General features: G+C 63.2%; 13 protein-coding genes. 1 reads left to right on the top strand and 12 read right to left on the bottom strand.

The window, feature by feature from the left end; genetic code table 11:
- Nucleotides 1-6: 6 nt before the first annotated feature.
- The 7 genes from DVB37_RS08575 to rpsP all read right to left on the bottom strand — a co-directional run bounded on the left by DVB37_RS08575 (nt 7) and on the right by rpsP (nt 5039).
- Entirely contained in the window at nt 7-738 is a 732-nt protein-coding gene (locus tag DVB37_RS08575) for an amino acid ABC transporter ATP-binding protein (protein WP_046803689.1), read from the bottom strand.
- Entirely contained in the window at nt 735-1388 is a 654-nt protein-coding gene (locus DVB37_RS08570) for an amino acid ABC transporter permease (protein ID WP_046803690.1), read from the bottom strand. Before DVB37_RS08570 ends, DVB37_RS08575 begins: the two co-directional genes overlap by 4 nt.
- Nucleotides 1389-1514: 126 nt before the next feature.
- Nucleotides 1515-2270, bottom strand: coding sequence for an ABC transporter substrate-binding protein (locus DVB37_RS08565; protein ID WP_046803691.1), 756 nt, complete (start codon nt 2268-2270; stop codon nt 1515-1517).
- Nucleotides 2271-2369: 99 nt separating this feature from the next.
- Nucleotides 2370-3074: a helix-turn-helix domain-containing protein gene (locus DVB37_RS08560; RefSeq protein ID WP_046803692.1), complete on the bottom strand. Its 705-nt coding sequence runs from the start codon at nt 3072-3074 to the stop codon at nt 2370-2372.
- Between the two features lie 154 nt (nt 3075-3228).
- Nucleotides 3229-4077: a tRNA (guanosine(37)-N1)-methyltransferase TrmD gene (gene trmD, locus DVB37_RS08555; RefSeq protein ID WP_120154640.1), complete on the bottom strand. Its 849-nt coding sequence runs from the start codon at nt 4075-4077 to the stop codon at nt 3229-3231.
- On the bottom strand, nt 4077-4694 hold the full coding sequence (gene rimM, locus DVB37_RS08550) for a ribosome maturation factor RimM (RefSeq protein WP_046803694.1): 618 nt from the start codon (nt 4692-4694) through the stop codon (nt 4077-4079). The genes trmD and rimM overlap by 1 nt, the downstream gene beginning before the upstream one ends.
- Before the next feature lie 84 nt (nt 4695-4778).
- Nucleotides 4779-5039 carry a 30S ribosomal protein S16 gene (gene rpsP, locus DVB37_RS08545; RefSeq protein WP_006218566.1) on the bottom strand — a complete coding sequence of 87 codons (261 nt, stop codon included), beginning with the start codon at nt 5037-5039 and terminating at the stop codon, nt 4779-4781.
- Nucleotides 5040-5465: 426 nt separating this feature from the next.
- Here rpsP and DVB37_RS08540 point away from each other — a divergent pair, with 426 nt between their 5' ends.
- Nucleotides 5466-6047: a hypothetical protein gene (locus DVB37_RS08540; protein WP_120154638.1), complete on the top strand. Its 582-nt coding sequence runs from the start codon at nt 5466-5468 to the stop codon at nt 6045-6047.
- 143 nt (nt 6048-6190) lie between these two features.
- On the opposite strand, the gene DVB37_RS08535 is transcribed toward DVB37_RS08540, so the two are convergent.
- From DVB37_RS08535 to DVB37_RS08515, 5 genes are all read right to left on the bottom strand, one after another.
- Nucleotides 6191-6460, bottom strand: a complete 270-nt coding sequence (locus tag DVB37_RS08535; RefSeq protein ID WP_120154636.1) for a sulfurtransferase TusA family protein — start codon at nt 6458-6460, stop codon at nt 6191-6193.
- Nucleotides 6460-9084, bottom strand: coding sequence for an alanine--tRNA ligase (alaS, locus tag DVB37_RS08530; RefSeq protein WP_046803697.1), 2625 nt, complete (start codon nt 9082-9084; stop codon nt 6460-6462). The genes DVB37_RS08535 and alaS overlap by 1 nt, the downstream gene beginning before the upstream one ends.
- A 79-nt stretch (nt 9085-9163) precedes the next feature.
- On the bottom strand, nt 9164-10252 hold the full coding sequence (locus DVB37_RS08525; RefSeq protein ID WP_240434060.1) for a type II secretion system protein J: 1089 nt from the start codon (nt 10250-10252) through the stop codon (nt 9164-9166).
- Nucleotides 10249-10809, bottom strand: coding sequence for a type 4 pilus major pilin (locus DVB37_RS08520; RefSeq protein WP_240434059.1), 561 nt, complete (start codon nt 10807-10809; stop codon nt 10249-10251). Before DVB37_RS08520 ends, DVB37_RS08525 begins: the two co-directional genes overlap by 4 nt.
- A gap of 134 nt (nt 10810-10943) precedes the next feature.
- Nucleotides 10944-12026, bottom strand: coding sequence for a general secretion pathway protein (locus DVB37_RS08515; protein ID WP_120154632.1), 1083 nt, complete (start codon nt 12024-12026; stop codon nt 10944-10946).
- Between the last annotated feature and the right edge of the window lie 30 nt (nt 12027-12056).

Below are 12056 nucleotides of genomic sequence, written 5' to 3'. Positions count from 1 at the left end.
GGTTCCTTACATGGGATGCAGCACGCGGTGCAGGAAGTCCTGCGTCCGGGGATGCTGCGGATGATTCAGCACTTCGCGGGCGGCGCCCTGCTCTACCATGACGCCGCCATCGAAGAACATGACGCGGTCCGCGACCTCGCGGGCAAAGCTCATTTCATGCGTGACGACCACCATCGTCATGCCCGCTTCCGCCAGCTTGCGCATCACGCCCAACACATCGCCGACCAGTTCAGGGTCCAAGGCGGACGTGGGCTCATCGAACAGAATGGCCTTGGGCTGCATCGCCAACGCCCGCGCGATGGCCACGCGCTGCTGCTGGCCGCCGGACAGTTGATTGGGATGTGCGTCGGCCTTGTCCGCCAGGCCTACGCTGGCCAGCAATTCGCGCCCGCGTTCCATCACCTGAGCGCGGGGCTCCTTTTTGACGAAGATGGGCCCTTCAATCACGTTTTCCAGCGCGGTGCGATGCGGGAATAAGTTGAAGCGTTGAAACACCATCGCCACCTGCGTGCGAATCGACACAATGGACGCCGCGTCGGCATCCACGAGTTCACCATCCACGGTGATGCGGCCGGCGTTATAGCGCTCCAGCCCGTTGATGCAGCGCAGGATCGTGGACTTACCCGAACCGGACGGGCCGATTACGCAGACCACTTCGCCCTTGCGGACTTCGGCGTCGATACCCTTCAACACCTCAAGCGAGCCAAAGCTCTTGCGCACTCCTTGCAGTTCGATCATTTGGTGGCGCTCCTTTTTTCCAGGTGACGCACCAGCAGGATCAACGGCACGCACATCACCAGGTACATCAGCGCCACCAGCGAAAAGACGGTCGCGTTCTTGAAGGTGGAGACCGCAATCAGCTTGCCTTGCAGCGCAAGCTCGGCCACCGTGATCGTCGACGCCTGTGACGAATCTTTCAACATCATGATCATGATGTTGCCGTACGGCGGCAGCACGATCTTGACTGCCTGCGGCAAGACCACGCGCCGCATCGTCATGCTCCAGCTCATGCCCATCGCCATCGCCGCTTCGATCTGACCGCGGTCGATGGCCTGGATACCGGCGCGGAAATTCTCGGCCTGATACGCGGAATACGCGACGCCCAGACCAATGATGGCCGCCTGCACGGCGGTCAACGAGACCCCCATGTCCGGCATCACGAAATAGATGTAGAACAGCAGCACGATAATCGGGATACCGCGCAGCAGGTTGATCACCCCGCCGCTGATCTTGGACAGGATTTTATTGCCCGAGACGCGCATCAGCGCCCACACCAGGCCCAGCACCGTGGACAGCGCCAGCGAACCGAGCGTGACCAGGATCGTCAGCTTGGCGCCTTGCAGCAATATCGGCAGGTACTCCGCCGCGTCGTTGAAGAATTCCGTCATGACCTCATCCACCCAGGCTCGACCGCCAGCAGGGACGCGGGATGCGTCCCGCCCGCCGACGCGCACGCACGCACGCGCGTCAGCTTGGCAGTTGCTAAAACGTTGGTTGCCTGCAAGCAGCCGGCGTTATGCGCCGGACAGCCCCCACTTTTTCAAGATGGCGTCGATGGCGCCGTCGGCCTTGAGCTTGGCCAGCGCTTTATTGATGCGTTCCAACAGCGCGGTATCTTCCTTGCGCGTGGCCAGGCCCAGGCTACCCATCACGGTAGGTTGATAGGCTTGTGCCATCTTCAGATTGGGGTAGTTGCCTTGCGTCAGGATGTAGGCGGCGATCGGGTAGTCCATGAACCCGCCCTGGATGCGGCCGGCGTTGGCGTCGCGCATCATGTCCGGCGGATTGTCGTACAGCTTCACTTCCTTGAACACACCGCTCTTCTGGATGGGTTCGACAAACGCCGTCCCCACCTGCACGCCAACGGTCATGCCCTTCATGTCCGCGAACGACTTGTATTCCTTGTTGTCGGTCTTAAGCACCATCAGTCCTTCGCCATAGCGATAGACCGGTTCGGAAAAGCTCACGACTTGTTGGCGCTGCGGAGTGATGAACATTGCGGCCGACACGATATCGATGCGCTTGGATGTCAGTGACCCAATCAATGCGGAAAACGCCATGGGTTCGATCTGAACCTCGAAGCCGGCCTCTTTGCCCACGGCCTTCACGATGTCCACCATCACGCCTTCGATGCTATTGGCTTTGGTGTCCAGAAACGTAAAAGGACTGCCGGTGGGCGTGGACCCCACCTTCAACACCGTTTGGGCTTGCGCGCCCGCGGCCATGGACAATGCTGCAAATACAGAGACAACAAGAGTCTTGAATTTCATGACATTTCCTCATCGTGGCAAAGAAGTCCGGGCAACGCCCTGCGTGTCCGGTGGCGCGACAATCCCCAGTGTCGTCGCGCGGATGTGGCTGCTGCGCGCTTATGGCGCCTGTTGCGTGTCGTCCCCCGCGGCTGGTGTGATGTTGGAAATGGCCCAGATCACCTCGGTCGTCTGCGAGCCGGGATTGCGCCAGCGTCGCGGCGTGCTGCTGGCATAACAAAAGCTGTCGCCCTCATTGAGCAGGACCACGCGATCGCCCACCCACAATTCCAGAGACCCCTTCAGCACAACACCGATCTGCTCGCCCTGCCCCGTCACGAACAGCTCGTTGCCGGTGGAGCCGCCGGGCTCGATACTGGCGCGGCAAAGGTCCATGCTGCGGCAGGCCGGCGGCGTGTACATCTCTTTGCTGATGCCTTTTTCACTAAGGTCAATGAAGCGGTGCGTGCCGGCTCGCGCCACGCGGCCCCCATCTTCGCCCTGCGTCGGCTCGGCATTGCGCAGCAGCGAATTGACCGAGACATGAAATTCGCGCGCCAGCAGGTGCAGCACTTTGACGGAAGCGGAACTCAGGCCGCGTTCGATCTGGCTGAGCAAGCCCAAGGACATGCCGCAGGCACGCGCCACTTCAGCCAGTGAACGGCCTTGCTCTTTACGCAGCTGCCGCAGCTGTTGGCCCAGCCATAAGTCCACGGCGGACTCGGGCCGATCGGCCGGCAAGGCCTTCGACGCAGGCGACGACTCGGGATGGCTATCAAGGGCGGTCCGCGTCGAACGCGAGCCGCCAGGCTCGGATCTGCTCATGTGAAAATTTCACGGTGGTGTAATTTTCAATACTAAGGAGCACGCGAAAAGCTCACAACCTAGGAACATCCCTAGCGGTTGTGGACGGGTGCCGGACAGCGGATAGGAGCAGCCGAAGTTGGCGGCAACACGCCGGGACGCGGAAGCGAAATGCTCAGGACGCGTCGGGCGCTTCGGGTTTTTTGGAGGGAGATGCGGCGGACCTGCGCCGGCGCTTGGGTGCATCGGCTGTGGGGTCGTACGTGCCGGCCAATTCGGCCAGGTAGCGCTCGTCTGCCTTGTTCAGCCAGCCCTTGGCGCGCGCGGATTCAATCAGCTCCGGGCGGCGCGAGGCCGTCAATGCCAGCGAACGCTCTCGCCGCCAGCGGGCGATGTTCGCGTGATGGCCGCTTAGTAGCGGCGCGGGCACGGATTCGCCCTCGTAGACTTCCGGGCGCGTGTAATGGGGGCTGTCCAGCAGACCGGACAAGGTGTCGTTGAACGAGTCCTGCAATGCGGAATCGCCGTCGTTCAGCACACCAGGCAACAGCCGCACAGCGGCGTCGATGACGGCAAGCGCGGCTATTTCGCCGCCGGACAGAACAAAGTCGCCCAGCGAAATCTCGTGCGTAACGCAACGTTCAATGAAGCGCTGGTCAACGCCTTCGTAGCGCCCGCAAATCAAGATGATGCCGTCGCTGGCAGCCAGGGTTTCGGCGCCCGCCTGGTTATAGCGCTGGCCGACCGGAGCCAGTAGCGCCACGGGGGCACGGCCCAGGCCTTGCGCGGCGCGCGCCTCCTGGGCGGCGTTGACGGCAGCTTCCAGTGGCGCTGCCATCATCACCATTCCGGGGCCGCCGCCGTAGGGGCGGTCGTCCACCGTGCGATGGACGTCCTGCGTGAAATCGCGAGGATTCCACGCATGAAGGGACCACCGGCCCTGGGCATGCGCCCGGCCGGTGACACCTAAATCGCGCACCACCCCGAACATTTCGGGAAAGAGCGTAATGACGTCGAATCGCATCAAAGATCCGCCGGCCAGTCGCTGTCAATGCGGCGAGCAGCCAGATCGACGGCGTGGATGTGCGCGCGTACGAACGGAACGAGCATTTCGGCGGGTCGGCCCTTGGCGTTCAGAATAGGTTCGGGCCCTTCGGCTCCAACCTTCTGGCACAAGACCTTCAAAACGGCATGAGCGCCGTTATCAAGGACTTCGTCCACCACACCAATCAGCGTGGGTTCACCGTCGGCGCTGGTATACAGCGCGCAGCCGATGAGGTCGACCCAGTAGTATTCGTCTTCTTTGGGCGCGGGAAAAGAACCGCGCGGCGCCTGGACGGAATATCCGCGCAAGGCTTCGGCCTGATCGCGGTCCGCAATGCCCGCCAGCTGGGCCACCACTGTGGCGCCCTGTGAACGGGACTGCAATACCTTGATTGCGACAGGCGCAGACGCGACAGCGCCCCGCGCCAATTCAGGCACAGGGCGAGTCAACCACCATTGAGATGCTGAGAGCAGCACTTCGGCATTGGCCGAATGAGGCTGCACCTTAACCCAGCCTTTCACACCGTAGGCTGCAGTGATGCGGCCCAGCTCGATCAAATCCGTAGGCGCCGCGTTAGAGGTTGCGGCATCAGACATGTATCGTGCTCTTGGTAATTATGAAACAGCTAAGAATGGTAGCTTTACAGCTGAACTAACGGTTCGGTTGTACGACGCAGGCAATTAAGCTGCGGCGGAAACCTTAGCCGAGTAGTCCTTGACCAGACGCTCGACGGCGGGCGACAGTTGGGCGCCATTGCCGGTCCAGTACTGCACGCGATCCAGCGCAATGCGCAGGTTTTCCGTGCCTTCGCTAGCTACGGGGTTGTAGAAACCCACGCGCTCGATGAAGCGGCCGTCGCGACGGTTGCGCGAATCGGTGGCCACCAGGTTGTAAAACGGACGCTTCTTGGACCCACCGCGGGCCAGGCGAATCACCACCATAGGTAATCCCTTGAATTAGTTGTGAAAAACGGGAAATTCTAGCACTTAAACAAGCCAGCTGGCAAATGCAGGTGCTGAATCAGTCGGGGCGGCGCAATTTGTATCGTAAAACACCGCATCCGGGTATTCTACAAAACGGGCCGAAGCCCGCCGCAGGCCAAAGTGTAGCCGCCTGGCCGCGCTTTCGCCCGCATTTCCTGCGAATCACCTTAGTGCGTTTGAAGAAATAACCGGTTGGAGAGATCGGATTTATGTCGTCCTACGCCAGACCCCCCGTTTGCCTGCCTTTCGCTGTGCCCCTTCGGCGCGGCATTTCCCCTGTTTTCCAATCTTCATCCTGACGACGGATTTACTCCTTCCGGCATCGTTACGCCTGTTCGTTCGTGTTTTTTCCCCCACACTTCCTCTCTCGGAGGGTGCCACACCATGAAGAACCCGACATCCGTCTTCAAACCCGTCGCACGCCTGGCCTTGACGGGCCTATTGCTAGGCACGCTGGCGATGCCCATCACCGCTTCTGCCCGCATCGTCGGCGCGGCGATGACCACCGCTACGGGCGAGGTCACCGCCGTGGACCCGGCCACGCGCGCCATTACCTTGCAAGGCAACAACGGCAATACGGTCGAGGTCGTCGCCGGCCCCGAGGTCCGCAACTTCCAGCAGATCAAACCGGGCGACATGCTGACCTTGGACTACTACGAATCCGTGGGGGTGGATGTGCGCCCAGCGGGTTCGGGCGCCCCCGAAGTCAAGACTGAAACGGCGGCGACACGCAGCGCCGACGGCGCCAAGCCGGGCGGCGCAGTGGGCCGCCAAACCACCATCACCGCCGAGATCTGGCACATCAACAAAAGCGCCAACCTGGTCACGCTGAAGGGGCCGCAGGGCGGCATGCGCACGATCCAGGTCAAAGACCCCGCCTTGCAAGCGCGCCTGCAACAGCTCAAGGAAGGCGACTTGGTGGATTTCACGATTACCCAAGCCGTGGCCGCGGCCATCCACAAATAAACCGAGCACCGGCAAAGAAAAGGCCCGCTTGATGCAAGCGGGCCTTTTTGCGGGTGCGTATCGGATAGCGGGTAGCGGAGAGCGGACTGCGGACCTAATGGCGCTTCTGCGCGGCGCAATCCGGGAATAAACGGCTGCGCCGGCTATCGGCGGCGCAGGTAATGCACGCCGCGCCCCTCGGCCTCGTGCTGCGCGACCAGCGTATTGCCGGTTTGACGGGCAAACGCCTGAAAGTCTCGGATTGCATTGCGGTCGGTGGTGACAACTCGCAGAACTTCGCCGCTGGCCATCTGCGCCAACGCCTTCTTGGCGCGCAGGATGGGCAGCGGGCAGGTCAGGCCGCTGGCATCGATCTCGTGCTCGAAAGTCGGCGCTTGCACGCCGGCGTCGACACCGGTATCCGCGCTGCTCATCAGAGACGCTCGTCCACCCACTTTTGCACACCGGCGATGGCGGCCGGCAAGGCGGCCAGGTCGGTGCCGCCGCCCATGGCCATGTCCGGACGTCCGCCGCCCTTGCCCCCCACCTGGCTGGCGACGAAGCCAACCAGGTCGCCCGCCTTGATGCGGTCGGTCAGGTCGGCGGTGACGCCGCCCACCACGCTGATCTTGCCGTCGGCCGAGCCGGTGGCAAGCAGCACGACAGCCGGCTTCAGGCGGTCTTTCAGGTTGTCGACCATGCCACGCAGGGCCTTCGGGTCCACGTCGCCAATGCTGGCGGCCAGGACCTTGATGCCCTTGACGTCGACAGCGGCGCTGGTCGCCAGGTCGTTGCCGGCACTGGCCGCCAGCTTGTTGCGGGACTGCTCAAGGTCTTTCTCAAGCGCCTTGATCTGATCCTGCACCTGCGCGATACGCGCCGGCACGTCGGCCGGCGTGCTGCGCAGCATGCCGGCGATCTGGGTCAGCAAGGCGTTCTGGTTCTGCACCCAGGCCAGCGCGTTGTCGCCGGTAATGGCTTCGATACGGCGCACACCCGCCGCCACACCACCTTCGGACACGATCTTGAACAGACCGATGTCGCCGGTGCGGCTGACGTGCGTGCCACCGCAAAGCTCGCGCGAGAAGCCGATATCCAGCACGCGCACCGTATCGCCGTATTTCTCGCCGAACAGCGCCATGGCGCCGCCCTTGACGGCGTCATCGTATGCCATGACCTGGGCAACGGTGGGATGGTTGGCCAACACTTCAGCGTTGACGATGGCTTCGACGCGCGCGATCTGCTCGGCGGTCATCGGCGCATCTTGTGCGAAGTCGAAGCGGGTCTTGTCGGCATCGACCAGCGAACCGCGCTGCTGCACGTGCGCGCCCAGCACCTGGCGCAAGGCCTTGTGCATCAAGTGGGTGGCCGAGTGGTTGCGCACGGTACGCGCGCGGCGCACGGCGTCCACGCGCGCCAGCAGCGTCGTGCCTACCGACAACGAACCCGCTTCCAGCACTCCGTGGTGACCGAACACACCGTTTTGAATCTTCAGGGTGTCGGCGACGGCAAATCGTACGCCGTCGGCTTCCAGCAAGCCGGTATCGCCGACCTGGCCGCCGGACTCAGCGTAGAACGGCGTGGCGTCCAGCACCACGACGGCATTCTGGCCAGCCTGCACCTGCTGGACCTGCGTGCCGTCCACGTACAGGGCCGTGACCTTGACGTTGTCGAGCTCCAGCTTTTCGTAGCCTTCGAAGCGCGTTTCGGCGCCTTCGTAGCTCAGGCCTTCGGCCATCTTGAACTTGCCGGCGGCGCGCGCCTGATCCCGCTGGCGTTCCATCGACACTTCAAAACCCGCCATGTCGACTTCGACTTCGCGTTCGCGGCAGATGTCGGCGGTCAGGTCGACGGGAAAGCCGTAGGTGTCGTACAGGGTGAACAGCGTCGTGCCGTCCAGCACGCCACCCTTGGGCACATTGGCCAAGGCCGTGTCCAGGATGCGCATACCGTGTTCCAGCGTTTCGCCGAAACGCTCTTCTTCCTGCTTGAGCACCTGCGCCACGCGGTCGGCCATGTTGGCCAATTCCGGATAGGCTTCACCCATTTCGGCGACCAGATCAGGCACCAGGCGGTGGAAGAACGGCTTGGTCTGGCCCAGCTTGTAGCCGTGGCGCAAGGCGCGACGCACGATGCGGCGCAGCACGTAGCCCCGACCTTCGTTGCTGGGGATCACGCCGTCGACGATCAGGAACGAGCAGGCACGGATGTGGTCCGCGATGACCTTCAGCGAGTTGTTCTCGAGGTCCTGCACGCCCGTTTCGCGCGCGGCGGCGTGGATCAGCTTTTGGAACAGGTCGATTTCATAGTTGGAATGCACGCCTTGCAAAACGGCGGCGATGCGCTCCAGCCCCATGCCGGTATCGACACAGGGGCGCGGCAGACGCGGCATATTGCCTTCGGCGTCGCGCTCGAACTGCATGAAAACCAGGTTCCAGATTTCGATGTAGCGGTCGCCGTCTTCTTCGGGCGATCCGGGAGGACCGCCCCAGACGTCCGGGCCGTGGTCGAAGAAGATTTCCGAGCAAGGGCCGCAGGGCCCGGTGTCGGCCATCTGCCAGAAGTTGTCCGACGCGTAGCGCGCGCCCTTGTTGTCGCCGATGCGCACGATGCGCTCGGGCGGCACGCCCACTTCATTGGCCCAGATGTCGTAGGCCTCGTCGTCTTCCTGATAGACGGTGACCCAGAGCTTTTCGGCCGGCAGCTTGTAGACCTGCGTCAGCAGCTCCCAGGCGTACTGGATGGCGTCGCGCTTGAAGTAGTCGCCAAAGCTGAAGTTACCCAGCATTTCGAAGAACGTATGGTGCCGGGCGGTGTAGCCCACGTTCTCCAGATCGTTATGCTTGCCGCCCGCGCGCACGCTGCGCTGCGAGGACGTGGCGCGCGTGTACGACCGCGATTCCTTGCCCGTGAACACGTCCTTGAACTGGACCATGCCCGAATTGGTGAAAAGCAGGGTCGGATCGTTGCCGGGAACGAGCGAGGACGACGGGACAATGGTGTGCCCCTTCGACTTGAAGAATTGCAGAAACTGGCGGCGAATCTCGGAGGATTTCATCGTGGATGACGCAGATTTAGGCGAATCTTTGATTATAGAGGGTTAGCGAGAAAGCGCGGAAAAGGCCGGTCCGGCTGCCCTATCTGACACACACATATCCCGTCGTCCACCCTTCGGTTTCCGTCCATTTTCCGCCCGCGGACACGATGACCCCGGCAAAGCCCGGGGGACAGGAACACTGCCCTGTCACGGGATTGGCCGTCGACACGCCGGTGTAATGCCTGCATCCGCGCGGATGATTGAGGCTGTAGGCGCCGCCAAAACCGCTTGATGCACGCTGCCAAACCCCGGACTGGCACGTCAACAATTCACTTTCGTGGGATGACGCCACGGTGCCGACCCCAACGTTGCAGGGGTGGCCGGCCGTGGCGCGGGCGCCCACGGAAAGATACCCGCCTGCGATGATCGAGGATGCCGCGGTGAGCGACCCCGCCAAGCTGGGGTCCCGCGCATCCCCAATCTTTACGTACGGCGTCAGGTCCGGCATGACGGGCTGGACGCTGGTCTCGGCTTGTCCGCCGATGCCCGCCCAGAGCGCCACCGTGCCCGCCGCATAGGGCGGGGCGTTGGCCAAGGGGTTGGGAAAACTGAAGGCCGGCCCCCGCACCCGCCCGGGCGCCTCGGGCCACACCGCGCCCGCATACCCTTGCGCAGCGTCGATGATCGTGGAGATGCCGACCAGGTCCGGCGCATGCGTTCCCTTTTTCAGCACGGGCGTGTCGCTGTAGACCAGGGCATCAAGCCGGCAGCGCGGGCCGGGGCACGCGTCGTGTCTCACGATATGAACCCGCACGCCGAATCCCATCGCCGTGCGCGCCGGAAAATCAGCGGGCAAATATGCCTGCGTGCGCAATTCCGCCACGGTGGGTGCAAACGGGTCCGCGAACAACGGGGCTCCGCCCTCGCCCACCAAAGGGCCGCCCTTGGACAAGGCGTCGAAATGGCGCTGAAGCGTTTGCGCCATCGCCTGTCTGACCTGCATCAGCCACACGCCCGTGGAGCGCGCCGCCGCGTCTTCGATCCGCTGGACGAGCTGGTTTGACGCCCAGATCGCAATCATGGACGTCAATGCCAGCGCCACCGCCAGACCGACCAGCGAGAACCCGCCTTGGGGCCGGCATGCGCGCGGCGACCCGCGCGCGCCCTTGCCAAAGAGCGGCGGCGTCATCTTGCGGTGAAAGTGAAGGTGTTGACTTCACCCTGGCTGCATTGCGCCTGCGCCAAGGCGGCGCGATACGGCACGTCGGGAACGGCTAGCGCGTCTTTCACGACTTTTGCGCCCGTGCCGCCGCCTATGGAGATAGCCTCCGAGACCCGTTGCAGCACCGAGGCCAGCGCTGGGCACGCCGCGTGGCTGACGTTAGTCAGGGTGACGACGAATGCCGACCCCAGCCCGCCCCCGCCGGACGCGGCGGCCGCCACCTCGACCACACCGTTGCGGCCCGTTCCGCTGCCGCCCAGACCGTGCACCACCCGTGCCGACGCCCCACTGCCCACGACAGCCAGCACGCTGGAGTCGCGCAGCGCATTCGCCAGCGCGCCGGTGTCCAGCCCCTCGTACGGCGTCACGCCACCACCCTGGGCATTGATTTTCATGCTGGCAATGAAACGCTGAATTTCCTCCCCGACCTTGGGCACCTTGTTTTCGATGACATAGGCGCCTATCGCCGGAATCCCGACGATGGCGATCAACAACACGATGGCGGTCACGATGGACACCTCCATCAAGGAAAAGCCCCGCTGCCGTGTTATGCGGCATCGACGCCGGTTTTTACTGTTCATGGGTATTCGCTGCATCGCTGCCTCCGTGGATAAATGAAATGTGCGCGAGTGGTGGTTGGGTACAGTCCCGCCCCGCGCTACTGACTTGCATAAAAATTCGTAAGGGCGCGCCGCAACTCGTCAATGACGCCGTAGTGCCAAAGCGTGATGCCCAATACCGTTGCCAGCGAGGCGACAAGCAGCGACCAACGCAATGCGGTCGCCTGTCTGCGCACGCGCGCCAGCAGGCGAGCTTCGACACGCTGGCGTACTCGCGCCAAGCCCGCTTCAAGCCCCAACGCATCCATCATGTCGGCCATGTACCACCAGGTTTCCTGGTCCAGCATGCCGGTGGCGAAGATGTCCGGCCCGCTATCGCCCGCATCAATGTGGTCCAACATGGCTTGCAGATGCGTGTGCAGCCAAGGTGACGCGCCCCCCGCCTGCACCGACAGCGCACGACGAAGCCGGGTGTCCGCGGACCCGCGTTGCCGGATCAGCACAGACAACAGGCACAGAAAGCGAATCGCCTGAAAGTCGCGATACAAGCGCCATAACAGCCATCGGTCCAAAGCGGCTCTGGCGCCGCCGGTCAGATTTGGCAAGGACCAGAGGCTTAGCAAGGCGATGCCCAGGCTCAGCACCAGCCATAGCAGCAGCCACTGATCCAGCGCGCCCGCCAGCCCGAACAGGTTGCGCGTCAAGCGGCCGTAGTCTTCCGGCGGCACCAGCTGGAAGACCGATTGCAGGCGCGGCACGGTGAAGTACGGAATGGCGCATAGCAACGCAAAGGCGACCGTGGCCGCGACCACTCCCGCGGCAGCGGCAGAGGCGACAGCCAGCCACGCTTGCCCCGCCAAGCGGACGGCCCCGGCAAGATCGCGCAACGCAGCGGCAAGGTCACCGCCCTCTTCCTGCACACAACTGACAAGACGACATTCGTCCAGCGGCAAGGTGCCAGACCATGCGACACCAAGATCGCCCCCTTCCTCCTGATAGGAAGACGCCCAACGTCGGGACAGGCGGCCACGCACTGTTCGCGGGCCATAGCGGCGCGCATCGTCCTCGAAGATGTCGCGCAGGCTTTTACGCCCCTGCGTGCCCTCGATAAGATCGGCCAGATACGCGTAATAATCCGCGCGATGAGGCCGAAACCTTAGTGCGTCGAACCATGGCGACATGCCTTGCCCTGTGATTCGCGGCCACCCGCG

Source organism: Achromobacter sp. B7 (assembly GCF_003600685.1).
In the GTDB taxonomy this organism is placed as follows: Bacteria; Pseudomonadota; Gammaproteobacteria; order Burkholderiales; family Burkholderiaceae_B; genus Achromobacter; species Achromobacter spanius_B.
This window is presented reverse-complemented; position numbering and strand designations above follow the sequence as displayed.

Bases quoted from the DNA above. Each gene is read 5' to 3' on its own strand.
- DVB37_RS08575 (WP_046803689.1), bottom strand. From the start codon at position 738: ATGATCGAACTGCAAGGAGTGCGCAAGAGCTTTGGCTCGCTTGAGGTG.
- DVB37_RS08570 (WP_046803690.1), bottom strand. From the start codon at position 1,388: ATGACGGAATTCTTCAACGACGCGGCGGAGTACCTGCCGATATTGCTG.
- DVB37_RS08565 (WP_046803691.1), bottom strand. From the start codon at position 2,270: ATGAAATTCAAGACTCTTGTTGTCTCTGTATTTGCAGCATTGTCCATG.
- DVB37_RS08560 (WP_046803692.1), bottom strand. From the start codon at position 3,074: ATGAGCAGATCCGAGCCTGGCGGCTCGCGTTCGACGCGGACCGCCCTT.
- trmD (WP_120154640.1), bottom strand. From the start codon at position 4,077: ATGCGATTCGACGTCATTACGCTCTTTCCCGAAATGTTCGGGGTGGTG.
- rimM (WP_046803694.1), bottom strand. From the start codon at position 4,694: ATGTCTGATGCCGCAACCTCTAACGCGGCGCCTACGGATTTGATCGAG.
- rpsP (WP_006218566.1), bottom strand. From the start codon at position 5,039: ATGGTGGTGATTCGCCTGGCCCGCGGTGGGTCCAAGAAGCGTCCGTTT.
- DVB37_RS08540 (WP_120154638.1), top strand. From the start codon at position 5,466: ATGAAGAACCCGACATCCGTCTTCAAACCCGTCGCACGCCTGGCCTTG.
- DVB37_RS08535 (WP_120154636.1), bottom strand. From the start codon at position 6,460: ATGAGCAGCGCGGATACCGGTGTCGACGCCGGCGTGCAAGCGCCGACT.
- alaS (WP_046803697.1), bottom strand. From the start codon at position 9,084: ATGAAATCCTCCGAGATTCGCCGCCAGTTTCTGCAATTCTTCAAGTCG.
- DVB37_RS08525 (WP_240434060.1), bottom strand. From the start codon at position 10,252: ATGACGCCGCCGCTCTTTGGCAAGGGCGCGCGCGGGTCGCCGCGCGCA.
- DVB37_RS08520 (WP_240434059.1), bottom strand. From the start codon at position 10,809: ATGGAGGTGTCCATCGTGACCGCCATCGTGTTGTTGATCGCCATCGTC.
- DVB37_RS08515 (WP_120154632.1), bottom strand. From the start codon at position 12,026: ATGTCGCCATGGTTCGACGCACTAAGGTTTCGGCCTCATCGCGCGGAT.